This is a genomic window from Xanthomonas sp. 3058 (assembly GCF_014199765.1).
Lineage (GTDB): Bacteria > Pseudomonadota > Gammaproteobacteria > Xanthomonadales > Xanthomonadaceae > Xanthomonas > Xanthomonas campestris_B.
The window spans coordinates 1-21491 of the sequence record NZ_JACHOF010000008.1 but is presented as its reverse complement, the minus strand read 5'-3'; the positions used below and the strand labels follow the sequence as shown (position 1 = coordinate 21491).

Below are 21491 nucleotides of genomic sequence, written 5' to 3'. Positions count from 1 at the left end.
GTCTTCATATCTGCTCGCGAAATGGCCTCCTTCACTGCGGTAGATCTCTCGAAACTTCAAGCTCCAGACCTGATTGAGGCGCTGGACTTCGAGACGATTTTTTCCGATGCGCTTGAGCAATTCCGCAGGCTGATGCCTGAGTTCTCTGCGCTCACCGAATCCGACCCGGTCTACAAGATCCTGCAACTATTTGCGGCCCGCGAGCTACTGATTCGCCAACGCGCCAACGACAAGGCTCAGCAGACGATGCTGGCTTTCGCCATCGGCACCAACCTCGATCACCTCGGCGCGCTATTCGGCGTTGCGCGTCTGGTGCTCGATCCGGGCCAACCGGAGAACGGCGTTGCACCGACCTACGAGTCAGACGTGGACTTCCGCCGCCGGATCCAGCTGGCGCCGGAGGGCTTCAGTGTTGCTGGCCCCGAGGGCGCTTACATCTATCACGCGTTGAGCGCGTCAGCCGATGTCATGGACGCCAGCGCGACCAGCCCCGCGCCTGGGCAAGTACTGGTCACCGTGCAGTCGCGCACCGGTGATGGCACCGCGCCGCAGGAACTGCTCGACGAAGTAGCCGCCGTCCTCACTGATGCCGATGTGCGCCCCTTGACCGACGAGGTAGATGTCCAAAGCGCTCAGATCGTCCTGTACGCCATTCGTGGGCGCGTCTACACCTACGCTGGCCCCGACTCGACGGTGGTCATGCGCGAGGCGATGCGCAGCTTGCTGGCCTATCTTGCTGAGGCACACCGCATCGGCCGCGACGTCCCCGAGTCAGCCATCAAGGCAAAGTTGTTTGTCGATGGCGTGCAGCGTGTTGAGCTGGACTCGCCTGCCGCCGACATCCGGATCAGCCGCACGCAGGCCGCTTACTGCATCGCGATCGACATCGTGCACGCCGGCATCGATGAGTAATTCCCCGCTGCCGCCCAATGCCACGCCGATGGAACGCGCCCTGGCCGCCGTCACCGAGCGCCTGGAGGCGATCCCGCTGCCGTATCCAGACCTGTGGAATCCGGACACGTGCCCCGCAGGCCATCTGCCGTGGCTGGCGTGGACGCTATCTGTCGATGACTGGAAGGCTGACTGGAGCGATGCGGTCAAGCGCTCGCGCCTGCGCAGCGCCATGGCGATCCAACGCCGCAAGGGCACCGCCAACAGCGTGCGGATGGTGGTCGAGTCGTTTGGCGGCGCAGTGGCCATCCGCGAGTGGTGGCAGCAGGAGCCGCGCGGCCAGCCGCACACCTTCGAGCTGGCGCTGACGCTGACCGGTGCCGATGGACAGAGTGCCAGCGCCCGGTTCGTCGAGGAAGTCATCGCAGAGGTCGAACGCACCAAGCCAGTCCGATCCCATTTCACATTTACCCAAGGCTTCCAAGCAGAGGCACGTATTGGCGTGCTAGCTGTCGCACGAGTGGCCGTCTATTGCCGCCTGCTTGTGGATGCCGAATAACTGGAATTCCCATGCCTGGACTGAAGCTCCAAGTTACAAACGCCGGCCGCGCTGCGCTGGTCAACCCGCCCAACACCGGCACCAACGAGCTGCTGGTCAGCTACGCTGGCATCGCCAACGCACCCTTCGCCGTCTCGGCCTCACTCACCGAGCTGCCAAACGAGATCAAGCGCATTGACGGTGACGGAATCGGTGGTACGGTCACGGCCAATGACACCATTCATGTGTCGATCCGCGACGACTCGACTGCTGTTTACGAATGTTATGGCTTCGGGTTCTATCTATCCGACGGCACCCTTTTTGCTGTCTACAGCCAGCCAACCCTGTTGCTCGGAAAATCCGCCGCCGCGATGATGCTGCTTGCGGTGGATGCCATTTTCGCAGATATCGACGTACAGCAGATCACCTTCGGCGCAACCAACTTCATCGTTCCGGCGGCGACAACCGCTACCCCTGGCATCGTAGAACTGGCAGATGAGTCTGAGGGGAAGGCCGGTACCGACAAGTTAAGGGCGATCACCTCGTGGTTGCTGAAAAAGGTGCTTGATACGCGTCTGGGCGAGGGAGCCCCAACCGCGTACACCAAGAAGCTACTGGCCCTGGGGACGGCTGCACTATTTCGCACCGAGTTGGAACTCAAGGGCGCCGCCCTCAAGGATGTGGGTCATGGCAAAGGCCTGGACGCTGACATGCTTGACGGTAAACATGGTGAATACTACCTCGCATGGGAGAACCATACCGGCGTCCCCGAGACCTTTCCGCCGGCGGATCATAGCCACCCCGAGAACGTTGCTAAGGACGGCGACACGATGACAGGCGATCTTCGGGTGCCAGCGCTTTACGCAGAGAATCAGGTTTACGGAAAAAGCATGGAGATGCTCTCGTCATCAGTCGGCTTCCAATTTTTCTGGAATTCGTTCGCCACTGAAAATGGGTACGGATGCAATGAATATGTAAACAATTATGGAAACGGAACCGGTGGGCACATCTTTTATTCACGTGAATCTAAGGCGGTTGGACCCTCGCGGACGATGAGCATTAGCCGTACAGGCTCAGTGGCGGCGCCAGGAGGCTTCGATTTTGGATCGTCGAAAAAGCTGAAGAATACTGAAGGTCCTCTACCATATGGCCTCGCGGAGGTTGAGCGAATCAAAACAGCCATCGGCCGTTATAGGCCGGAATACAACCAAGATGGCCGAAAGCGCCTTTTTATGGTTGCGGAGCAGTTGGCTGAGTTGATCCCAGAGGCCGTGGACATGGAGGGTGCCCATTTCAACGGCGAGAACGTTCCGGCAATCAAGATTGAGCAGATGTTGCCCGTCCTGGTGAATGCCATTGCGCAGCTCTCCACTAAAGTCACCGACCTGCAGCGTACCGTCTCCGCACTGCATCACTAAAATACACAGGAAAAAGCCGATGAATCCGAACTCCCGCATTCGCGCGATCGCGCCCAACGTCGACGCCGAGCGCATCGCTGTGGAATCTCACTTCTTTTACGACCCAATTGCGGGAGTCGCAAACGTCGTCTTCCAAGGAATGGAGTTCCTCATCGTCAACGGCACCGTCGACAAAATGCTAGAGGGCCGCGAGCCACTCAGCACCACCACTGCCGCGATCGCCAGGCGGAATTTCGCTCTTGGCCTGCTGGACCCTATCACTGGACAGGATCTCTCTAACGTCAGTGCAGCGGGCGTCGTTATTTACCTCAAGGCCGTGTACGACACACTTCACAACGAGCGTGCAGCTGCTGATTCGGCCGCGCAGGCAAACTTTGCGGCATCGCAAGTTGATGCCTCTGTGTCCAGCTCGGAGTAGCCCATGTCCAGCGGCTACCGCAACTCGGCAGGGGAAGATCTGGACGAACTGTTCGATCCCTACGTGCAAGGCACACAGCCTGCAGCGACTGGGTTCCGCACCAGGGATGGCGTCGACCTTGCCGCCCGCTACGCACCGATGGCCTATGGCACGAAGGGTGCCGACGTGAACCTGCGAAATTCCTCTGGAACAGATCTATCCAATCTGTGGGCGCAAAAGGGGAGCGCCGCCTATCCGAATGAACAGTTCGTGGACGATCGGCGTCAAACCGCGCGAGCCTAATTCGTTTGTAAGACAAGGCACGACAGCGCGATCACAGTGCAGTGGTGTGCGCGCGCGACGACGATGAAGACATGCCCACCCCAGATCACGCTCGCAATATGTCTAATCTGATTCGCCTCGGCACCATCGCCGAGGTGAATCTCGCCACCGCGCGATGCCGCGTGCAGGTCGGCGAAATGCTGACCGACTATCTGCCTTGGTTGGTCACCCTGGCCGGCACCACCATCATCTGGTCGGCGCCGTCTATCGGCGAACAAGTCGTGGTGCTGTCGCCGGCTGGCGACCTGGCCGATGGCGTGGTGCTACGGGGCCTGTACTCCGACCAATTCGCAGCGCCTGCCGCGTACGACACGCTCCACGTGCTGCGCTTCCCCGATGGCGCGCTGATCCATTACGACAACGAGGCACATGCGCTGCAGGCCACGCTACCCAGCGGCGGTACGGCATCCATCACCGCCGATGGCGGCATCACGCTCAACGGCCCGCTGACCGTCAACGGCGAGACGATGCTCAATGGTGATGCCACCATCACCGGTACCGCGACGGCAACCACCGATGTACTCGGCGGCGGGATCAGCCTCAAGAACCATAAGACCACCGGCGTGACCGCCGGCAGCGCGCTCAGCGGCGGCCCGCAGTGATCGGCATCGATGCCAACACCGGCCGTGTGATCGAGGGCGAGCAGCACCTGGCCCAATCGATCGCCTGCATCCTCACCACGCCCATCGGCACGCGCGAGCAGCGCCGCGACTTCGGCTCGCTGCTGCCCGAGCTGATCGACCAGCCGTTCAACGGCGCCACCCGCACACTGCTCTACGGCGCCACCGCCACCGCGTTGATGCGCTGGGAGCCGCGCCTGCGCCTGACCCGGGTCGCCTTGGTCATCGGCGATACGCCTGGCAGCTTCGTGCTGACCATCGAAGGCGACCGCACCGACATTGCCCCCGCCAATGCGCGCTCGCGCATGACCATCCCGCTCCGCTTCCGTTATTCCTGATCGAGGAACCTATGTCCACTACCTACCACCACGGCGTTCGCGTCATCGAAGTCAGCGCGGGCACGCGCACCATCCGCACTGTCTCCACTGCTGTCGTCGGCCTGGTCGCCACGGCCGCCGATGCGGACGAGACCATCTTCCCGCTCAACAAGGCGGTGCTGATCACCGATGTGCTCGGTGCAGTTGCCAGCGCCGGCACCCAGGGCACTTTGCGCGCCACGCTGCAGGGCATCGCCGATCAGACCAACCCGGTGACCATCGTCGTGCGTGTGGCCGAGGACGCAGATGCGGCCAAGACCTCGGCCAATGTCATTGGTGAGGCAAAGTCCAGCGGCTACACCGGCCTGTATGCGCTGCTCGCCGCGCAAGCACAGCTGGGCGTGCGCCCGCGTATCCTGGGGGCGCCGGGTCTGGACACGCTACCAGTGGCCAAGGCATTGGCGACGATCGCCAAGAAGCTGCGTGCGATGGCCTACCTGCGCCCGGTCGCCGACAACGTCGCCGAGGCCGTCACCTATCGAGGCCTGTTCAGCGACCGCGAGTTGGTGCTGATCTGGCCGGACTTCCTGGCCTTCGACACCGCAACCAGCACCACGAAGGCGGCGTATGCCACTGCGCGTGCGCTCGGCCTGCGCGCCAAGATCGACACCGAACAGGGCTGGCACAAGAGCCTGTCCAACGTGCCCGTGGCGGGCGTCACCGGCATCTCGAAAGATGTGCATTGGGATCTGCAGGATCCGGCCACCGATGCAGGCATCCTCAACGAGGCCGACATCACCACGCTGGTGACCTTCAATGGGCAACGCTTCTGGGGGTCGCGCACGTGCGCGGAGGACACCATGTTCGCCTTCGAGACAGCCACGCGTACCGCGCAGATCCTGGCCGACACCATCGCTGAAGGCGTGGCGTTCTACGTCGACAAGCCGATGCATCCCTCGCTGGTGAAAGACCTGATCGAAACCATCAATGCCAAGTTCCGCGACCTGAAGGCGTCCGGCTATCTGATCGATGCCAAGGCCTGGTACGACGGCACAGTCAACAGCGCCACCACGTTGGCCGATGGCGCGCTGCGCATCGACTACGACTACACGCCGGTGCCGCCGCTGGAGAACCTGCAGCTGTACCAGAAGATCACCACCAGCTACCTGGCCGACTTCGCCGAGCGCGTCAACGCGTAACGCAGCCACCTTAGATTCCCGGAGAACCCCATGGCTTTGCCCAAGAAACTCAAAGCGCTCAACCTGTTCAACGACGGTGAGAGCTATCTCGGCCAGGTTGTAGAAGTGAAGCTGCCGACACTGAAACGCAAGATGGAGGAATATCGCGGCGGCGGCATGAGCGGCCCGGTCGATATCGATTTCGGCCAGGAGAAGATCGAGCTCGAATGGAAGTGCGGCGGCCTGATGCGCAGCGTGCTGAACCAGTACGGTGCAATCACCCACAATGCGGTGCAGCTGCGTTTTGCCGGCGCCTACCAGCGCGATGACAGCGGCGCAGTCGATGCGGTTGAGATTGTCGTGCGCGGCCGTCACAGCGAGATCGATCCGGGCACCGCCAAGGCCGGCGATGACACCGAATTTTCGGTCAAGACCTCGGCCAGCTACTACAAGCTGACCATGAACGGGGCCACCGTGATGGAGATCGATTTCGTGAACATGATCGAGATCGTCGACGGCGTCGATCTGCTCGCCGCCCAGCGCCGCGCCATCGGCGCCTGACCCTTTCGGCCCGGTGCCGCCGGGCCTCCGACCTGAGACCTTCCGATGACCCCGACCTTTTCCCCAGCCATTCCCCTCGACCAGCCCGTCACGCGTGGCGAGCAGACCATCACCGACCTCAAGGTGCGCAAGCCCGGCGCCGGCGAACTGCGCGGGCTCAAGCTGACCGACGTGCTGCAGCTGGATGTCACCGCGCTGGCAATACTGCTGCCGCGCATTTCCTCGCCCACGCTGACCACCGCCGACGTCAATGCGATGGATCCGGCCGACCTGCTGGCGGTAGGCCAGGAGGTGCAGGTTTTTTTCTTGCCGAAGGCACAGAGGGAAGCAGATTTCCCGACTGCGTAGAGGATGCGATGGCCGACATCGCGGCCATCTTCCACTGGCCGCCGTCTGAAATGGACGGCTGGTCGCTGCACGAACTCACGGCGTGGCGCGAGCGTGCCCGCCTGCGAAGCGGAGCCGAATGATGCACCACCCCACGAACGAGGCCGCCTAAATGGCGGCCTCCGACAATCTGCGCCTGCAGGTCATCCTGGCCGCCGTCGACCGCGCCACCGGCCCGTTCCGGCGCGTGTTGAGCGGTAGCCGCGGCGTTGCCACCGCACTGCGCAATCAGCGCGACGCACTGCGGCAGCTCAACAGCCAGCACCGCGACATCGGCGCGTATCGCGAACAGGTCGCGCTGGCACAGCGTGCCAAGGCCGCGCTCGATGCGCAGCGACAATCCGTGCGTACGCTTGCCCAGCAGATCAAGGCCACCAGCACGCCCACCGCCGCCATGAATGCCGAGTTCGAGCGTGCCGTGCGTACCGCACGCGAACTCAAGACCGCACATGGCGCGCAAGAGGCAGGCTTGCAGCGCCTGCGTGGTCGTTTGGAAACGGCCGGGATCAGCACGCGCGAGCTGGTCACACACGAACGCCGCCTACGAACTGAGATCGAGAGTACGAACACGGCAATGCGCGCCCAGCAGCAGCGCTTGGTGGCGATCGATACCGCGCAACGGCGCAGCGCCCGCATCCAGAGCGCCGGCCTGCAGGCGAGCGCCTACGGCGCCGGCATGGCATTCGCCGGCCAGCGCGCACTGGGTGCCACTGCGCTGCCGATCAGCGATGCGATGGAGTTCGAGTCGGCCATGGCGGACGTGCGCAAGGTCGTGGACTTCAAGACCCCGCAGCAGTTCTTGCAGATGGGCCGCGATGTCGAGAACCTCTCCATGCGCCTGCCCATGCTGCCGGCCGAGATTGCCAAGATCGTGGCGGCTGCCGGCCAGGCCGCCATCCCGCGCCAGGAGCTGGTCCGCTTTGCCGAGGACGCGGCCAAGATGGGCGTGGCCTTCGACAGCAGCGCCGAAGAAGCCGGCCAGACCATGGCCACCTGGCGCACCGCATTCCGCATGGGCCAGGAAGAAGTCGTCGTACTGGCCGACAAGATCAACTACCTAGGCAACACCGGCCCGGCCGGCGTCAACAAGATCAGCGCGGTGGTAAACCGCATTGGTGCCCTGGGCGAGGTCGCCGGCCTGCAGAGCGGGCCACTGGCAGCGCTGGGCGCCACCGTCGCCGGCATGGGCATCGAGTCGGAAGTCTCGGCCACCGGCATCAAGAACATGCTGCTCACCCTGGCCTCGGGCGATTCGGCCACCAAGAGCCAGCGCGGGGCCTTCGAAAAGCTGGGCATCAAGGCCAAGACCATGGCCCAGCTCATGCAGAAGGACGCAGGCGGGGCGATCATGTCGGTGCTGCAGAAGCTGCGCGCACTGCCCAAGGCCGAGCAGGCCGCAACGATGACGCAGCTGTTCGGGCGCGAGTCGATCGGTGCGATCGCACCACTGCTGACCAATCTGGAGCTGCTGCAGGGCAACTTCGCCAAGGTGGCCGACGCACAGCGCTATGGCGGCTCGATGTCGGCCGAGTACGCATCGCGGGTGGCCACCTCGGCTAACTCGCTGCAGCTGCTGAAAAACACCGCCGTGGTGGTGTCGCAATCGATCGGCCAGGCACTGCTGCCGCAGTTCAAGCAACTGACCGAGCGCACGGCTGCGGTGGTCGGCCAGGTCACGACGTGGATCCGCGCCAATCCGGTGCTGGTGGGTGCGATCGCCAAGACGGCGATCGCTGGCGCCGCGCTGGTCACGATCCTGGGCGGGCTGCTGGTGGCCGGCGGCGTCGCCGCGATGGCGTTCTCGCAGATCCACGGCGTTGTGGCGCTGCTGTCGGGCGGTGGCGGCTTTGGTGCGCTACTGCGTCAGGGGCTGGCGTTCGGCGGCCGCGTGCTGCCCATGCTCGCCAATGGCGCGCGCCTGCTGCTGCCGCTGCTCGGCGGCGTCAGCCTGCCGGTGCTGGCGATTGGTGCGGCCGTCGCTGCGGTGGCGCTGCTGGTATGGAAGTACTGGGGGCCGATCAAGGCCTTTGCCATCGGCGTGTGGCAGGGCATCGTCGATGTGGCCGCGCCGGTCCTCGCCGAGCTGAAGGCCGCGCTCGCGCCACTGGCGCCGGTGTGGGACACCGTGGCCGCTGCGATGGGCCAGGCCTGGGCGTGGGTCAAGCAGCTGCTGACGCCGTTCGAGGCCACCACCGCCCAGTTGCACGGTGCAACTCAGGCCGGTCGCGGCTTCGGACAGATCATTGGCGCGGTGCTGGTCACCCAGCTGCAGCTGGCCGTCAAGGCGATCGGCTGGCTGGTGCAGGCGTTTGTGTTCGTGCTGCCGGTGATCAAGCAGATCCTCGGCGGCGTGTGGCAAACCGTCCAGGGCACGTGGTCGCTGATCGTGGGCGTGTTCACCGGCAACGGCGATCGCATCCGCCAGGGGTTGCTGCAGCTGTGGGCCGGCATCAACCTGCAGCTGGCCAACTGGCCGGCTCGGATGCTGCAGGCCGGCGCGGACATGATCAGCGGCCTTGTCCAGGGCATTCGCTCCAAGCTCGGCGCCGCCAGCAACGCGATCGCCAGCGTCGGCACCGGTGTGGTCGATCGCTTCAAGGGCCTGCTGGGCATCCACAGTCCCTCGCGCGTGTTTGCCCAGCTGGGCGACTTCACCATGCAGGGCCTCACCGTGGGCCTGCAGCGCGGCCAGGGCGCGCCTGTGCAGGCCGTCATGGCGCTTGGCAACCGGATGCGTGCCGTGGGTGCCGGCCTGGCCCTGGCGACGGCCACAGCGCCCGTGGCGGCGATCGACAGCCGGGCACCGTTGTCGGCCCCTCAGCGCGCCGCCAGCGCACCTGCAGGCGGCAACAGCTACGTCATCCACGTCCATGCCGCACCGGGCATGGACGCCACCGCACTGGCGCGCGAAGTCGCCCGCCAGATCGAAGAGCGCGACCGGCGCACAGCGGCCACCCGCCGCTCCAGCCTGCGCGACGACTGAGGATCCACCCCGATGATGATGTCCTACGGCACGTTTGTGTTTGCCCTCGATAGCGCCGCGTATCTGCAGCTACAGCGGCAGATGAGTTGGCGCCACGCCACCAGCGATCGCGTCGGCGCGCGAGCGGCCAGCCAATTCCTGGGCCCGGGCGATGACACCATCGACCTGTCTGGCTTGATTGCGCCCGAGCTCACCGGTACGCGTGCGTCGCTGGACACGCTGCGCGAGCTCGCGGCCGATGGTGAGCCGCTGCCGCTGGTGGATGGCGCTGGCGTGGTCTATGGACCGTATCTACTGCTTTCCATCAACGAGACGGCGTCGCTGTTCTTCGAGGACGGCACGCCGCGCCGGATCGAGTTCCAGCTGAGCCTACGCCGCACAGATGACATCACGCCGGAGACGACCGCCGCATGAGTTACCCAGTCCCACAATGGCGCGTGGTGCTCGATGGCACCGACCTCACCGAACGCATTGCGCCGCGCCTGCTCGATCTCACCCTTACCGAATGCCGCAGCGGTGAAGCTGACCAGCTAGATCTGCGCATCCACGATCACGACGGCAAGATGGCGCTGCCCAAACGCGGCGTGCGCCTGGCCGTGGCGCTGGGCTGGAAAGACACCGGCCTGGTCGACAAAGGCACGTTCATCGTGGACGAGGTGGAGTACAGCGGTGCACCGGACATCATCACCGTGCGTGCGCGTAGTGCTGATCTCACCGCCGATATGCGCACGCGGCGCGAGCGTAGCTGGCACAACACCACGCTGGGTACAGTGCTCAACACGCTCGCCGGCGAGCATGGGCTGACGCCGCGCGTGGCCGAGGCGCTTGCGCGCACCAAGCTGCCCCATCTCGACCAGGCCAACGAGAGCGACATGAATCTGCTCACCCGCTTGGGGCAGCGCTTTGATGCGGTGGCAACGGTGAAGGGAGGTGCGTTGGTCTTTGCGCCGATCGGCGCCGGCACCACGGCGACCGGCAAGCCGCTGCCGACTGTCACCCTGACGCGCCGCGACGGTGATCAGCATCGCTACTCCGTGGCCGACCGCGATGCCTACACCGGCGTGCGCGCGTACTGGGTGGACAAAGGCAAGGCGCGGCGGCAGTCGGTGTTGGTGGGCAATGGCGACAATGCAAAGCGCCTGCGCGAGTCCTATGCCGATGAGGCAACGGCACGCCAGCATGCGCATGCAGAACTGGAGCGCGTTAAACGTGGAACGGCGAAGTTCGACTACACGCTTGCTTTAGGGAGGGCGGACGTATCGCCAGAGCAAAGCCTAAAGCTCATCGGCTTCAAATCAGAAATCGATTTGCAGCAATGGTTGATCGCTAGGGCAACGCATACTATGGGCAATAGCGGCTTCACTACTTCACTGGCCCTTGAGGCAAACATCCAACCCTAGCACCCTCTTTGGCACTGCGATGGACAAGAAATATCACCTCGGATATGCTCGGGATGGGGTGGATCCGAGGCCTGACTAGTGCAAAATTTTAAGCACCAGCCAGGGTCTATTAGGGAATTTCTCAAGGAGTATGAGAATGAAATTTACATTGGAATTGAGTGCATCCACACTTGCCATAGCAGCCAGCCTGTTCATGGCTTCATACGCAAATGCGGCTCAGCAAAATAGCGACGGAATTGCCGCAACTAGTCTGTCCGCTATAGATCGAAGTGCCATTGAAGATTCAGTGACAAAGCAACTGCGGTCGGAAGCGAGCAAAGCCTCTAAGCTGCCGGGCCAACGCAAATTTGATGTTTCAGCTCACTTATCCGCGACTGAGAGCAAACTCACAATTGAGCTTGGCAAGAATGCTGTTCCTGAAACAGCTGGGGCTGCATCTGAAGACCAGTGCAGTGAGTTCGCAACTACTGCCCGCCAGTTGCTCCGTGGGGAAGTAAGCGTCTCCGAGTACGAGTGCACGTATGGTGGGAAGGATATCTACTTCTATCACCCTGAACCTGCAGTTGTAAAAAAAAAAGTGATCTAGTTGGCCCCACTGAAGATCCCTTACCCATGCTTTTATTGTCTGCCGGACATGGCTTGTACATTAAACACATCGGAACAAAATCCGAGTGGAGCTATCAACGCGACCCCGCCAATGGAATGCTCGAAGACACGACCACTCCAGCGTATGCCACAGCGGTAAACAATGCTCTTACTGCCAATGGAGCTCAGATAAATACTGCATTAACTCGATCTGAGTCAACAGCGATACATACGCCTTCGGGAAAGCCTTGGTGGGAGGTTTCCGCAAAGTATTACCTGATGGGCTTGCTGCCAGAGCAGCAAAAAATCTGGGCATCAATCCCAAACGACAAGACGAGTATAGAGCGAGAGAAAAACGAGGATATTCGTGCACGTCCACTGTACGGAAATTACTTGAAGGCAAGTTATGGCTTACATATACATACGAACGGGTCCAGTACAGCCACTGTTAGAGGCACCACCGGCTTCTACCAACTCAAACATCCCTTTACTGAAAAAAGCAAGGATCTAACCTCTAAAGTCCTTTGCTCCATGAAGGAGATTATAAATTCTGACGAAACTTATGCACAATGGGACGTCGACACTGCTCCGCGAGGAGAAGACAAGGGAGAGAATCGATTAGCCGAGTTCCCGTCTACCATCATTGAAGTCGGATTCCACACCAATGCAGCAGATGCCATAGCCTTGCAGAACACGAAATTTAGGACATTGGCTAGTAAGGGAATGGCGAAAGGTCTCAAGCTGTATAAAGAGGGGAAGGAGTGCATCCCCTTCAAGATTGATTCAATTCCAACTGTCTCGGGGCCAATTGGTACGCCCTTTGACTACAAAATTAACTACTCAGGCAACCCGGCATTCCCGGTTAAAATGTATTTCGAAGTTGTTAGTTGCCACAGCGGCTGGAGTTGCTCCGGAGGCACCCGCACTGCGACTGTAGTCAGTTCTCCACTTACTTTCCAAATCAGCTGCACTGGTAAAAGCACTGCCGGAACGTTCGTATATAAGCGCTGGCTTGAGGACGCCGATGGAGTGAAAACAGCTCCAGTCAACCAAACCTATAGTTGTGTACCGCCTAAGTCAAAGACGGCATCTCCCGAAATGGCGAATGGGTCTATCGGGATAACAGCCTCCTAAGTCAGCCTGGCTCTGCGCCGTCACGGTGACGAGGACTTTTCCTACATACCAAATTTAGGAATTGCGTCATCCTTGACCTGGATGTCTGGTCATCTCGCGCTGTCAGGACGACGGCAACTCGATCGCATGGAGCTACGCGCCGACACCCAAAAAAAGAAGCCGCCAGTCACAAGCTGGCGGCTTTTTTTTGCTACACAGCAAGCTCTACAGTTCAGTCAGGTATAGCCGATAACGGCCAATTCCCCACGAGTAGCTGTCCAATCGCGATGCTGATCACTTGCTCTTTTTTTTGCGCCCACCAACAACAATCTGCATATTGCTTTGGTCGATCGATGCAGTTGTAGAAATCACCGAGCCAATTTCGCTGTTGTTGAACGACAACGTTGGGCTAGCACTTGTTTGTTGAGCTGAGGCCTCCGTCACCAAGCCCAACGCAGCAAGTGCTGCGTTGCGAGCAGCCTGTGGCGCGCCCTTGAACGCAGACAGCAAACGAACATCGGTGAGATCCAATTGCGCCCGTTGTCCTGACAGCACATACAAAACATCCACGCCGCGATCCAGTGCAGCGAGCAGATACGCTCCGCCCGGCAGGTTGATGTCCTTCTCGAAGTTCAACTGCGCATAGCGCGAGACACCCAATTGGGTGGCCATCTCGTCCTGCGTCAGGCCCAACCGCTTGCGCTCATCCTTCAGGCGTTTCCCTACCGTCATACAGGCATTCCCTTACTTGACAATGTTGAGTTAAGTCCACAGAATTCCCAAAAGTAAACGGAACCGCCACATGCCCCGTAAGAGCCAAACGCAGCAGTTCACTCCCCGCAGCCCAGAACAGGCGCGACAGTGGCTTGAGGCGAATGGCATCACGGTCTCTGCGTTTGCGCGACAGAACGGGGTGAAGCGGTCGGTCGTACATGACCTGCTTCGCGGCCGATCTCAAGGCAAATACGGGGAGTCCCATAAAGCGGCAATCGCATTGGGGCTCAAGGCACTGCCCAATAGTGCCACAAAAATCCCAACCGCCTAAAGCTCAAGGGGGTCAGCATGTTCGGCCGAAAAAAAATTGTCTTTCGTTGTGAGGCATGCACGGGGAGGCTCATCAAACGCACCAGCTTCCTCGCGCATAAATTTTTGAGACATGACTCATATGTCTGCGAAAACCCGATGTGTGGGGCGACTTATACCGGCCATTCTGAGTTGACCGGTATTGCCAGCCCCAGCGGCGTGCCCACGTCGCACAGCGAGCTTCCACCAACACCGGCGCTTCAGCGCGCCCAGGCTTTGCAGGCGTACCGCGAGTCGCTTGGCGACCGCCAGATGGATCTGATTCCCGTAGGCGGCGAGCCGCTCTTCCCTCACCTCTGAGGCACCCGTAATGCGAAAGACCATTGATTGGGCGGCATTGCCGCCCACGGCGAAGCTCTGCCTGGAAGTTGCCCTCATTCACGGCGGCCTGGTGAAGACCGAGCACGGCTACATCGGCCGCACGGCAGCGCCAGAGACAGAGACAGATCAACGCTTCGGTGCTGTTGTGGTACTCGCACTCATGCGCGAAGGATTTGTCGCGGCCGACAGCGTGGATGAGCGACTCGTGACGCTGACCGATGCCGCCGTCGTCCTGTTCCATCTGCAACCCGCAACTGGGGAGGTCAGATCGTGACACACGCCAGCAGCTGGTTCACCGCACAGGAGCCACGATTCGTGGATGCGGCCAGCAATGTGCCGCAGCGCGTCGCGCCGCACGCCAAGCACGAAGAGGCACGCCTGCTCGCTGCCGCCGTTGACGCGCACCGTCGTGCCGGCGGTGCGTATGTCGTGATCGACAACGCCCCAACTCCGCTCGCGCCTTGGCGCCGGGCCGGCATCTAAGGAAGCTCGATGCAAGAGGATCTGCGGCAACAGGTGCTGTCCCGGCTCGAACGGGATTACGGACTCAAGCACCGGAGCGGTACCGAGTACATGCGCGGCGGCAAGTGCCCTTCGTGCGGCAAGAAAGAGCTCTACACCAACCACATCAAACCGTGGGTCGTGAAGTGCGGCCGACAATCCAAGTGCGGGAGAGAGCTACACGTTAAGGACGTGTACGACGACCTGTTCGACGACTGGTCCAAGCGTTTCCAGCCGACTGCTGCGGCTCCCAATGCTGCGGCCGATGCATACCTGCAGTTCTCGCGTGGGTTCGACCTGGCGCCGCTGAAAGGTCTTTACACCCAGGACAGTCACTACGATCGCAAGATCAGCGCCGGTACTGCGACCGTGCGCTTTCCACTGGTCAAGGGCGGCTGGTGGGAGCGCCTGATCGACCGCCCCCATCGGTTCGGAAAGCAAAAGGCGCGCTTCGCGCCGGGCCAGAGCTATGCGGGTGTGTGGTGGGCGGCACCGGCCGCGCTGACCGCGATGCAGACCACGCGCGAAGTGTGGATCGTTGAGGGCATCTTCGATGCCATCGCATGCATGCAGCACGGCATGTGCGCGGTGTCAGCCATGTCCTCCAACGCGTTCCCAGAAGAATCACTGCGCGAGCTTGCCAAGGCCCGCATGGCCGATCTTCCGACGCTCGTGTGGGCACTGGATAACGAGCCGGGTGCCCGCGCGTACACGCACAAGCACATCAAGCGTGCAGCGGCGCTCGGCTTCAATTCGCGGGCCGCGCAGATTGTCCAGCGCGACGGCAAGAAAACCGACTGGAACGACCTGCATCTGCGCGCTATCGCGTCGGACGATCCCAAGCAGTGGGATAACGACGTCAAGGAAGCCCGCTACCAGGGCGACCTGCTCGTGGCCCGCTCGGCGGTAGACAAAGGCCTGCTGATGTTCGAGCACGACGGCCGCAATGACTTCTGGCTGGAGTATCGCTCCCGTCTGTACTGGTTCGATTTCGACACACAGCGTTTCGACAAGCTGCGCAAGGAGAAACTGGGCGATATCGATGCCGACGACGGCGACGGCGACGGCGACGGCGACGAGGTTGCGGCCGAGGATCTGAAGAAGATCAAGCGCGCCGCCTGCTCCGTCCAGAAAATCGCCAACTGCTACCCCGAGGCGCTGTATTTCCAACGCCAAGAGGTCACCGACGAAAGCTGGTACTACTTCCGGGTCGATTTTCCGCACGATGGCCCCAGCGTAAAGGGCACCTTTACCGGTGGTCATGTCTCCAGCGCGTCCGAGTTCAAGAAGCGCCTGATCTCCCTGGCGGCCGGCGCCATGTTCACCGGTACCGGCCACCAGTTGGACCGTCTGATCGAGGAGCAGACCGAGGCAATCAAGACGGTCGATGCCATCGACTTCGTGGGCTACAGCAAGGAACACCGCGCTTACCTGCTCGGTGATATGGCCGTGCGCGACGGCGAGCTCGTGACGGCCAACGAGGAGGACTACTTCGAGTTCGACAAGCTGCGTTTGAAGACCACGCAGAAATCCATCCGATTGGAGATCCAGCGCGACGCCGAGGCGTTCCGCGTGGATTGGCTGCCATGGCTGTGGCAGTGCTTCGGCACGCACGGCATGGTGGCCATGACGTTCTGGTTTGGCTCGTTGTTCGCTGAGCAGATCCGAGCCGGGCACAAGAGCTTTCCGTTCCTTGAAGCCACAGGTGAGGCCGGCGCCGGCAAGACCACGCTGCTGACATTCCTGTGGAAGCTGCTGGGCCGATCGGACTACGAGGGCTTCGACCCGGCAAAGTCGTCCAAGGCCGGCCGTGCCCGCGCCATGGGCCAGGTGTCCGGCATGCCCGTCGTCCTGCTGGAGGCCGACCGCAGCGAGCCAGACAAAGCGCACTCCAAGACGTTCGAGTGGGATGAACTGAAGGACTTCTTCGGTGGCGGCACCCTGGCAACCCGCGGCGTGCGCAACGGCGGCAACGAGACCTACGAGCCGCCGTTTCGCGGCACGATCGTGATCACCCAGAACGCCGCAGTGGACGCCAGCGAGGCGATCCTCACGCGCATCGTGAAGCTGCACTTCAAGAGGCCGCAGGTTACGACCGACAGCCGCATCGCGGCCGACAACCTCAATGCGCTGCAGGTCGAAGAGGTCAGCCATTTCCTCGTGCGTGCCATCCGGCAGGAGCGGGCCATCCTCGACCTGTTCGCCGAGCGGGTGAAGGTATTCGAGGCCAAGCTACGCGCGCAGCAGGATCTGCGCCTTGAACGCGTCATCAAAAACCATGCGCAGATGCTGGCGCTGTTCGACTGTCTGCGACTGGTTGTCGCTCTGCCTGACGACATGGTCGAGCAGACACGGCTCGCGTTGTTGGACATGGCGCTGGAACGACAGAAGGCGATCAGCGCGGACCACGCGATGGTCAACGAATTTTGGGAGGTCTACGAGTACCTCGAGGCCACCGGCCACGGCAAAGCCGTCGTCAACCACAGCCGCGACGCGCAGCGCATTGCGATCAACCTCAACCACTTCGCGGCACGGGCCTCGCAGTTCAGCCAAGCCGTGCCCGATCTCAAGGTGCTGCGTGCGCTGCTCAGCGACTCGCGCCGGCACAAGTTCATCGGCGCGAACGTGGCCGTCAACAGCGCTGTCCTCAAGGACGACCTGACCGGTGTCGGTACCACCGTTAAGTGCTGGGTGTTCGCCAAATGACTGGATCCGCACTGATCGTTGCCAACCTGCAGATCCGGAGGGATACCGCTGGGCGCTACTGCTTGAATGACCTGCATGATGCTGCAGGTGGTGAGGATCGCCATCGACCTGCGCGCTGGATCAGAAATCAACAGACCCAAGAGCTGATCAACGAGGTGGATGCCCGATCCACGACGGCAAACAACAAACTGACCATATCTGGTCAGTTTGAAGCCGTGAAGAGTACGGAAGGTCGCGGCGGCGGTACTTTTGTGGCGAAGCCACTTGTGTACGCCTACGCCATGTGGATGCGGCAAAGCATGGAGAAAACTGAAGCTCAACGGTGCTTGGAAACTGCAGGTGCGACGCCAGTTGACAGCCCTAGAACATCCGACATGCGGGCGCTGACTTCTTTGCCCGCAATTACTGCAGTTTTCTCCCCATCATTGGGTTTAAGCCCGGTGAGCATCTTGCCCAAGACGTCCGCAACATCGACGTCGGGAGAACTGCCGAACGCAGCATGCACTGCAATTCCAGAGGCCAAAATAATCTGCGCGGTGGTCTCATGGCTGCCGTCTGGAATTCCAATAAATGAAACCCCTTGCACGTCCTTCGTTCCCTTCGACAACGAAACCGTGATGAAGCGGCTGGGAGCGAGTTGCAACGTGGCGACGTCATTGACAGCCCCCGACTGGATATCCGGATTCGCACGATCAGCGAGCGAGAGCCTGGATGCCTGTACATTAAAGTTCTGCACGTATTCGTCCAAGGTCAGCCCGAGCGTTGGACTCGTGGACGTGTCCACGTCGTTCGGCTTTTCGTTTGACGGGTTGGGAGCGACGGAGGCTGTATCGGATACCGCAGGTTTGGGCGCGATTGAAGCAGTCTCCGTCACAGCAGTGTTAGGTACTGGTCCGAGCACCGCCCCAACGACGGCTGTCGCCATAAATCCAGCGACCAAGCCCAAACCGTGCCTTTGTATCCGGCCCCAGCCGCGCGCTCTGCCGAAGCGAGCCGCCGCAAACCACGCCAGCGCGAATGCGCCAAGAACAAACAAGCCTTCCATGCGTTCCCTCCGTGGTTTCCGTGAAGTGCTGGATTGTGACGGCCCCGCCATTGCCCCGGCAATACATAAATTCCCAAAAAATCCCAAAATTTCCATTGACAGTGCTGGCATCTCGAGTGAGCATGGAGTTGTCGCCGCACATTCGGCGACCGGGATTGGCGTCCCGAATCAAAAGGCGCACCAGCGCCCATCGACCGATGCATGGCGCTTTTTTGTTGCCCGCATCGTCGCGGGTGCATGCCAGCCAGCTTTATGGCGGGCGGTGCGCGGGGGCCGCAAGGCCCACCGGTTCCCTTTTGGCCGGCACGCCAACCGCGTACCGTCCGCCACCCTGATTGGCGTCTGGGTGGCGGATTCCAAAACACAAAAGGAATCCTGCATGTCCTACGACGCTCAAGAAGCGCCGGCAAACGCCGCGCGTCAGATCGCCCATTTCTTCGGATTGATCGCCGACACCCTCGACTGGAACCACACCGCCTGGCTCGCCCTGCAAGCGAAGCTGCAGGCGGCCGGCAAGGCGCCCGAGGCACTGACCCTGGCCGACGTTGAGGCCGCCATTTCCAGCATCAATGCCGACCTGGCCGAGGTGCGCCAGTGAGCCGCCGCGACCTGCACAAGGCGCTGCGCGTGGCGCCCGGCGTCTACCTGCTCCTGCAGATCCGGCCGACCGACGTGCTGGCCGAACTGTATGCGGACGGTCTGCATGACCGCCCACCGGTCATGTTCGCCTGCAGCGCGATCGAGAAGCCGACCGAGGTGTTCCCCGTCGATGACGGCACTGGCCTGGTCATCGGCTCACTGCACGTGGTGATGCCGGAAGCCGAGGCCGCCGCGCTGCAGAAATGGGTGATCGAACGCATGCCTGCATTGGAGGTGGCCTGATGGACGCCGCTCACCCGAACGCACAGTTGCCGGCGGACGCTGATTTCTCGATCAACGAAGAAGAGCAATACCGCCTCTGGCGCGCGTACCACGCGGCCGCGTTGCTGGCCGCACTAACCAACGATATCGCGATCGAGGCAGGCATCAATCACGACGGACCGGCGGCAGTGGCCGAATACATCCGCCACGAACTGCTCGAAGTTCTCAATGGCGCGCAGCGCCTGCGTGAGCCTGACCCCAGCATTCCGCCATCCGGCGCCGACCTGATCTAACCCCGCAACAGCGGGCCGGCGGGCGGTGCTGTCACACCGCCCCAAGGCCCTCCACCAACGCAACTCAGGAGAGTCGATATGCAACAGCAAACTGGAACACGTCCAGCCACAGCAGCACATCCACTGGCTTTGGACACCGGACCCGGCGCGGAGGCTACCACGCCGGCCGTCGCCGGCTACGAACGCACCATGGGCGACTGCTCGGCGACCATCACCATGCACGTCACGCATGGTGCGGTCGTGGTCACTGCCACCCTGAACATGGGGCCGCTTCGTGAGGCTCGCCAGTCCTGGGAGCGGCGGAGCGGCACCGGCACCGGCTGGAAACTCATCGAAGGGCCTCGCCTGTGGACGACGGCGGAAGACCGCATCAGCACGGAGTTGGCCGAGTTCATGGACGGCCTGGACTTCCCCTTTGACCTGGCCAACATGCTGCCGCGCAGACCGACTGCGGCTGCAGCTGCAGCAGTCGCACAGGCCGCACAGGAGGTGGCCAATGGTTGAGTTGCTCACTCTGGCGATGGTCCTGGCGCCGACCGCCGGCGGCGCGCTTGTCTACAAGCTGTGGACGTCGCGCCGCCCGCGCCTCACCCAGACCGGCCTGGCCGTTGGACAGGTGCCACAGCGCCTGCGGCGCCGTACTCGCATGGCTGTGCGGCGGGAGGCTGCACATGGCTGAGTCCGTCATCCTTCTCGGCCCGCAAGGCAGCGCCAAATCTCTCAACGCCGAGGCTCTCTGTCAGAAACTCGGCCTGCAGGAGGTCATCGAACTGGACGAAATATTGTTCCCGTCCCGCGCTGATCGCTTGGAGTCCTCCGGGCAACTGATGCTGACCTGCAACGAGCAGCAGGCCCGCACCTGGTCGGTGCGCTGGGGCTTGCGCCTCATGCGTGTCGAGGAAGCACGCGCCCAGCTCGGCGCCGCATGGAGGACGCAGCCATGAACCTGCGGCGCACGATCGAGGTTGCTCGCGCCGCCGCGCGTATGGGAAGGCCTGGCCCCTTGTCCACCGGGGAGGCGCTGACCGCCGCTCTGGTGCTGAATCGTGCCGATTGGCTGGCCGAGATGGACTACACCATCGCCGAGGCGCTGGACCGGATCGACACCGACACATTGCAGCACTTGCGCGAAGCGGAGCGGACCATCTTGAGCGATAAGGAGGCCAACCATGGCTAAGTCCATTGACCAGGGGTTTTTCAGACAAACTCAGCACCTCGTAAACGTCAGCGGCGGCAAGGACAGTACCGCCACCTACCTGAAGGCGATCGAGTCAGGCCGACGGTTCCGCGCGGTGTTTGCCGACACCGGCAACGAGCATCCGCTGACCTACGACTTCGTGCATTCGTTGGCGCATCGCACAGGCGGACCCACCATCGAGGTGGTTCGCGCAGACTTTTCCGCCGAACTGGAGCATCGGCGCGCCTACGTGCTGCAGTCTTGGCCCAAGCACGGTATGCCAGATGACATCGTTCAGCGTGCTGCAGCTTTGCTGAAGCCTTCTGGCTTCCCCTTCCTTGACCTCTGCATGGTCAAGCAGCGCTTTCCAGCAAGCCAGTCGCAGTTTTGCACTGAGGAACTGAAAGTATTGCCGATCACTCTGCAAATCGTAGGCCCAATGCTTCGGAGTGGGCCGGTGCTTCAGTGGCTAGGAATTCGCGCGGAGGAAAGTGATCGCCGTGCGCGTCAGCCTCGATTCAATCACCACGAATCGGGATCCATGGTTTGGCGGCCCATCTTCGACTGGAAGGTTGCGGACGTGTGGGCCATGCGACATCCCCCCGCCCTGAGTAGCGGCTTGGTTTAGAGTCCGGGGGTAATGATATCGGTGTTGGCCAGATGTTGGGCATAAGCAGCTGGTGTCATGCCGCCGATTGCTTTCTTGGGGCGGTCCTCGTTGTATTCGCGTCGCCAGCGTTCGATCTCGGTGCGCGCGTGCAGCAGTGTCGGGAA

32 protein-coding genes are annotated in these 21491 nt (G+C 61.9%); 29 read left to right on the top strand and 3 right to left on the bottom strand.

Going from position 1 to position 21491, the window contains the following annotated elements; all coding sequences use genetic code 11:
* Positions 1–21: 21 nt before the first annotated feature.
* From GGR61_RS11970 to GGR61_RS11895, 16 genes are all read left to right on the top strand, one after another.
* Complete coding sequence (locus tag GGR61_RS11970; RefSeq protein WP_184621580.1) at positions 22–912, top strand: baseplate J/gp47 family protein; 891 nt, start codon at positions 22–24, stop codon at positions 910–912.
* Positions 905–1450: a phage tail protein I gene (locus GGR61_RS11965; protein WP_184621578.1), complete on the top strand. Its 546-nt coding sequence runs from the start codon at positions 905–907 to the stop codon at positions 1448–1450. The genes GGR61_RS11970 and GGR61_RS11965 overlap by 8 nt, the downstream gene beginning before the upstream one ends.
* Positions 1451–1461: 11 nt before the next feature.
* A complete protein-coding gene (locus GGR61_RS11960; RefSeq protein WP_184621576.1) occupies positions 1462–2847 on the top strand; it encodes a hypothetical protein in 1386 nt (461 codons plus the stop codon).
* Between the two features lie 79 nt (positions 2848–2926).
* Positions 2927–3265, top strand: coding sequence for a hypothetical protein (locus GGR61_RS11955; protein ID WP_326520629.1), 339 nt, complete (start codon positions 2927–2929; stop codon positions 3263–3265).
* Between the two features lie 3 nt (positions 3266–3268).
* A complete protein-coding gene (locus tag GGR61_RS11950) occupies positions 3269–3547 on the top strand; it encodes a hypothetical protein (protein ID WP_184621572.1) in 279 nt (92 codons plus the stop codon).
* A gap of 98 nt (positions 3548–3645) precedes the next feature.
* Positions 3646–4188 (top strand): phage baseplate assembly protein V, encoded by a 543-nt coding sequence (locus GGR61_RS11945; protein ID WP_184621570.1) that lies wholly within the window; start codon positions 3646–3648, stop codon positions 4186–4188.
* A complete protein-coding gene (locus tag GGR61_RS11940; RefSeq protein WP_184621568.1) occupies positions 4185–4544 on the top strand; it encodes a GPW/gp25 family protein in 360 nt (119 codons plus the stop codon). Before GGR61_RS11945 ends, GGR61_RS11940 begins: the two co-directional genes overlap by 4 nt.
* 11 nt (positions 4545–4555) lie before the next feature.
* Positions 4556–5722, top strand: coding sequence for a phage tail sheath protein (locus GGR61_RS11935; protein WP_184621566.1), 1167 nt, complete (start codon positions 4556–4558; stop codon positions 5720–5722).
* A 30-nt stretch (positions 5723–5752) separates the two neighbouring features.
* Complete coding sequence (locus GGR61_RS11930; RefSeq protein WP_184621564.1) at positions 5753–6262, top strand: phage major tail tube protein; 510 nt, start codon at positions 5753–5755, stop codon at positions 6260–6262.
* 45 nt (positions 6263–6307) lie between these two features.
* Positions 6308–6610 (top strand): phage tail assembly protein, encoded by a 303-nt coding sequence (locus GGR61_RS11925; RefSeq protein ID WP_184621562.1) that lies wholly within the window; start codon positions 6308–6310, stop codon positions 6608–6610.
* Between the two features lie 8 nt (positions 6611–6618).
* Positions 6619–6732: a GpE family phage tail protein gene (locus GGR61_RS11920; protein WP_005922203.1), complete on the top strand. Its 114-nt coding sequence runs from the start codon at positions 6619–6621 to the stop codon at positions 6730–6732.
* A gap of 29 nt (positions 6733–6761) precedes the next feature.
* Entirely contained in the window at positions 6762–9632 is a 2871-nt protein-coding gene (locus GGR61_RS11915) for a phage tail tape measure protein (RefSeq protein ID WP_184621560.1), read from the top strand.
* A 12-nt stretch (positions 9633–9644) separates the two neighbouring features.
* Positions 9645–10046, top strand: coding sequence for a phage tail protein (locus GGR61_RS11910; RefSeq protein WP_184621558.1), 402 nt, complete (start codon positions 9645–9647; stop codon positions 10044–10046).
* Positions 10043–11032, top strand: a complete 990-nt coding sequence (locus GGR61_RS11905) for a phage late control D family protein (RefSeq protein WP_184621557.1) — start codon at positions 10043–10045, stop codon at positions 11030–11032. The genes GGR61_RS11910 and GGR61_RS11905 overlap by 4 nt, the downstream gene beginning before the upstream one ends.
* Before the next feature lie 136 nt (positions 11033–11168).
* A complete protein-coding gene (locus GGR61_RS11900) occupies positions 11169–11618 on the top strand; it encodes a hypothetical protein (RefSeq protein WP_184621555.1) in 450 nt (149 codons plus the stop codon).
* A 26-nt stretch (positions 11619–11644) separates the two neighbouring features.
* A complete protein-coding gene (locus GGR61_RS11895; RefSeq protein ID WP_184621553.1) occupies positions 11645–12751 on the top strand; it encodes an N-acetylmuramoyl-L-alanine amidase in 1107 nt (368 codons plus the stop codon).
* Positions 12752–13024: 273 nt separating this feature from the next.
* Here the strand turns inward: GGR61_RS11895 and GGR61_RS11890 are convergent, their stop codons facing one another.
* Positions 13025–13462, bottom strand: coding sequence for a helix-turn-helix domain-containing protein (locus GGR61_RS11890; RefSeq protein WP_184621551.1), 438 nt, complete (start codon positions 13460–13462; stop codon positions 13025–13027).
* A 70-nt stretch (positions 13463–13532) separates the two neighbouring features.
* Between GGR61_RS11890 and GGR61_RS11885 the strand changes: the two genes are divergently transcribed.
* Genes GGR61_RS11885 through GGR61_RS11865 form a run of 5 tightly spaced genes read left to right on the top strand, consistent with a single transcriptional unit; the run spans position 13533 to position 17341 of the window.
* Positions 13533–13775 carry a DNA-binding protein gene (locus GGR61_RS11885; RefSeq protein WP_184621549.1) on the top strand — a complete coding sequence of 81 codons (243 nt, stop codon included), beginning with the start codon at positions 13533–13535 and terminating at the stop codon, positions 13773–13775.
* A gap of 17 nt (positions 13776–13792) precedes the next feature.
* A complete protein-coding gene (locus tag GGR61_RS11880) occupies positions 13793–14113 on the top strand; it encodes an ogr/Delta-like zinc finger family protein (RefSeq protein WP_184621547.1) in 321 nt (106 codons plus the stop codon).
* Positions 14114–14123: 10 nt separating this feature from the next.
* Entirely contained in the window at positions 14124–14408 is a 285-nt protein-coding gene (locus tag GGR61_RS11875; protein ID WP_184621545.1) for a hypothetical protein, read from the top strand.
* A complete protein-coding gene (locus GGR61_RS11870) occupies positions 14405–14617 on the top strand; it encodes a hypothetical protein (RefSeq protein WP_184621543.1) in 213 nt (70 codons plus the stop codon). The genes GGR61_RS11875 and GGR61_RS11870 overlap by 4 nt, the downstream gene beginning before the upstream one ends.
* A 9-nt stretch (positions 14618–14626) precedes the next feature.
* Positions 14627–17341, top strand: a complete 2715-nt coding sequence (locus GGR61_RS11865; RefSeq protein WP_184621541.1) for a toprim domain-containing protein — start codon at positions 14627–14629, stop codon at positions 17339–17341.
* 316 nt (positions 17342–17657) lie between these two features.
* Here the strand turns inward: GGR61_RS11865 and GGR61_RS21160 are convergent, their stop codons facing one another.
* The gene (locus GGR61_RS21160) at positions 17658–18386 is read right to left on the bottom strand and encodes a hypothetical protein (protein ID WP_260287630.1); all 729 of its coding nucleotides are present in this window, start codon (positions 18384–18386) and stop codon (positions 17658–17660) included.
* A 379-nt stretch (positions 18387–18765) separates the two neighbouring features.
* Here GGR61_RS21160 and GGR61_RS21155 point away from each other — a divergent pair, with 379 nt between their 5' ends.
* The 8 genes from GGR61_RS21155 (at position 18766) to GGR61_RS11825 (ending at position 21345) form a co-directional block, all read left to right on the top strand.
* A complete protein-coding gene (locus GGR61_RS21155; RefSeq protein ID WP_260287719.1) occupies positions 18766–18984 on the top strand; it encodes a hypothetical protein in 219 nt (72 codons plus the stop codon).
* Complete coding sequence (locus GGR61_RS11855) at positions 18981–19268, top strand: hypothetical protein (protein ID WP_184621537.1); 288 nt, start codon at positions 18981–18983, stop codon at positions 19266–19268. Before GGR61_RS21155 ends, GGR61_RS11855 begins: the two co-directional genes overlap by 4 nt.
* Positions 19268–19540, top strand: a complete 273-nt coding sequence (locus tag GGR61_RS11850) for a hypothetical protein (RefSeq protein WP_184621535.1) — start codon at positions 19268–19270, stop codon at positions 19538–19540. Before GGR61_RS11855 ends, GGR61_RS11850 begins: the two co-directional genes overlap by 1 nt.
* 78 nt (positions 19541–19618) lie before the next feature.
* Positions 19619–20044 carry a hypothetical protein gene (locus GGR61_RS11845; RefSeq protein ID WP_184621533.1) on the top strand — a complete coding sequence of 142 codons (426 nt, stop codon included), beginning with the start codon at positions 19619–19621 and terminating at the stop codon, positions 20042–20044.
* Positions 20037–20219, top strand: coding sequence for a hypothetical protein (locus GGR61_RS11840; protein WP_184621531.1), 183 nt, complete (start codon positions 20037–20039; stop codon positions 20217–20219). Before GGR61_RS11845 ends, GGR61_RS11840 begins: the two co-directional genes overlap by 8 nt.
* Positions 20212–20484 carry a hypothetical protein gene (locus GGR61_RS11835; protein WP_184621529.1) on the top strand — a complete coding sequence of 91 codons (273 nt, stop codon included), beginning with the start codon at positions 20212–20214 and terminating at the stop codon, positions 20482–20484. Before GGR61_RS11840 ends, GGR61_RS11835 begins: the two co-directional genes overlap by 8 nt.
* Positions 20481–20717, top strand: a complete 237-nt coding sequence (locus GGR61_RS11830) for a hypothetical protein (protein ID WP_184621528.1) — start codon at positions 20481–20483, stop codon at positions 20715–20717. The genes GGR61_RS11835 and GGR61_RS11830 overlap by 4 nt, the downstream gene beginning before the upstream one ends.
* Positions 20710–21345 carry a phosphoadenosine phosphosulfate reductase family protein gene (locus tag GGR61_RS11825; protein WP_184621526.1) on the top strand — a complete coding sequence of 212 codons (636 nt, stop codon included), beginning with the start codon at positions 20710–20712 and terminating at the stop codon, positions 21343–21345. The genes GGR61_RS11830 and GGR61_RS11825 overlap by 8 nt, the downstream gene beginning before the upstream one ends.
* On the opposite strand, the gene GGR61_RS11820 is transcribed toward GGR61_RS11825, so the two are convergent.
* The coding region (locus tag GGR61_RS11820) for an integrase core domain-containing protein (RefSeq protein ID WP_184621524.1) at positions 21342–21491 on the bottom strand (150 nt) is incomplete at its 5' end. The two genes, GGR61_RS11825 and GGR61_RS11820, sit on opposite strands and share 4 nt — an antisense overlap.

What these genes read in the sequence shown, in the direction of transcription:
- GGR61_RS11970 (WP_184621580.1), top strand. Translation starts at nt 22, where the DNA reads ATGGCCTCCTTCACTGCGGTAGATCTCTCGAAACTTCAAGCTCCAGAC.
- GGR61_RS11965 (WP_184621578.1), top strand. Translation starts at nt 905, where the DNA reads ATGAGTAATTCCCCGCTGCCGCCCAATGCCACGCCGATGGAACGCGCC.
- GGR61_RS11960 (WP_184621576.1), top strand. Translation starts at nt 1,462, where the DNA reads ATGCCTGGACTGAAGCTCCAAGTTACAAACGCCGGCCGCGCTGCGCTG.
- GGR61_RS11950 (WP_184621572.1), top strand. Translation starts at nt 3,269, where the DNA reads ATGTCCAGCGGCTACCGCAACTCGGCAGGGGAAGATCTGGACGAACTG.
- GGR61_RS11945 (WP_184621570.1), top strand. Translation starts at nt 3,646, where the DNA reads ATGTCTAATCTGATTCGCCTCGGCACCATCGCCGAGGTGAATCTCGCC.
- GGR61_RS11935 (WP_184621566.1), top strand. Translation starts at nt 4,556, where the DNA reads ATGTCCACTACCTACCACCACGGCGTTCGCGTCATCGAAGTCAGCGCG.
- GGR61_RS11930 (WP_184621564.1), top strand. Translation starts at nt 5,753, where the DNA reads ATGGCTTTGCCCAAGAAACTCAAAGCGCTCAACCTGTTCAACGACGGT.
- GGR61_RS11925 (WP_184621562.1), top strand. Translation starts at nt 6,308, where the DNA reads ATGACCCCGACCTTTTCCCCAGCCATTCCCCTCGACCAGCCCGTCACG.
- GGR61_RS11920 (WP_005922203.1), top strand. Translation starts at nt 6,619, where the DNA reads ATGGCCGACATCGCGGCCATCTTCCACTGGCCGCCGTCTGAAATGGAC.
- GGR61_RS11915 (WP_184621560.1), top strand. Translation starts at nt 6,762, where the DNA reads ATGGCGGCCTCCGACAATCTGCGCCTGCAGGTCATCCTGGCCGCCGTC.
- GGR61_RS11910 (WP_184621558.1), top strand. Translation starts at nt 9,645, where the DNA reads ATGATGATGTCCTACGGCACGTTTGTGTTTGCCCTCGATAGCGCCGCG.
- GGR61_RS11905 (WP_184621557.1), top strand. Translation starts at nt 10,043, where the DNA reads ATGAGTTACCCAGTCCCACAATGGCGCGTGGTGCTCGATGGCACCGAC.
- GGR61_RS11900 (WP_184621555.1), top strand. Translation starts at nt 11,169, where the DNA reads ATGAAATTTACATTGGAATTGAGTGCATCCACACTTGCCATAGCAGCC.
- GGR61_RS11895 (WP_184621553.1), top strand. Translation starts at nt 11,645, where the DNA reads ATGCTTTTATTGTCTGCCGGACATGGCTTGTACATTAAACACATCGGA.
- GGR61_RS11890 (WP_184621551.1), bottom strand. Translation starts at nt 13,462, where the DNA reads ATGACGGTAGGGAAACGCCTGAAGGATGAGCGCAAGCGGTTGGGCCTG.
- GGR61_RS11885 (WP_184621549.1), top strand. Translation starts at nt 13,533, where the DNA reads ATGCCCCGTAAGAGCCAAACGCAGCAGTTCACTCCCCGCAGCCCAGAA.
- GGR61_RS11880 (WP_184621547.1), top strand. Translation starts at nt 13,793, where the DNA reads ATGTTCGGCCGAAAAAAAATTGTCTTTCGTTGTGAGGCATGCACGGGG.
- GGR61_RS11875 (WP_184621545.1), top strand. Translation starts at nt 14,124, where the DNA reads ATGCGAAAGACCATTGATTGGGCGGCATTGCCGCCCACGGCGAAGCTC.
- GGR61_RS11865 (WP_184621541.1), top strand. Translation starts at nt 14,627, where the DNA reads ATGCAAGAGGATCTGCGGCAACAGGTGCTGTCCCGGCTCGAACGGGAT.
- GGR61_RS21160 (WP_260287630.1), bottom strand. Translation starts at nt 18,386, where the DNA reads ATGGAAGGCTTGTTTGTTCTTGGCGCATTCGCGCTGGCGTGGTTTGCG.
- GGR61_RS21155 (WP_260287719.1), top strand. Translation starts at nt 18,766, where the DNA reads ATGTCCTACGACGCTCAAGAAGCGCCGGCAAACGCCGCGCGTCAGATC.
- GGR61_RS11850 (WP_184621535.1), top strand. Translation starts at nt 19,268, where the DNA reads ATGGACGCCGCTCACCCGAACGCACAGTTGCCGGCGGACGCTGATTTC.
- GGR61_RS11845 (WP_184621533.1), top strand. Translation starts at nt 19,619, where the DNA reads ATGCAACAGCAAACTGGAACACGTCCAGCCACAGCAGCACATCCACTG.
- GGR61_RS11840 (WP_184621531.1), top strand. Translation starts at nt 20,037, where the DNA reads ATGGTTGAGTTGCTCACTCTGGCGATGGTCCTGGCGCCGACCGCCGGC.
- GGR61_RS11835 (WP_184621529.1), top strand. Translation starts at nt 20,212, where the DNA reads ATGGCTGAGTCCGTCATCCTTCTCGGCCCGCAAGGCAGCGCCAAATCT.
- GGR61_RS11830 (WP_184621528.1), top strand. Translation starts at nt 20,481, where the DNA reads ATGAACCTGCGGCGCACGATCGAGGTTGCTCGCGCCGCCGCGCGTATG.
- GGR61_RS11825 (WP_184621526.1), top strand. Translation starts at nt 20,710, where the DNA reads ATGGCTAAGTCCATTGACCAGGGGTTTTTCAGACAAACTCAGCACCTC.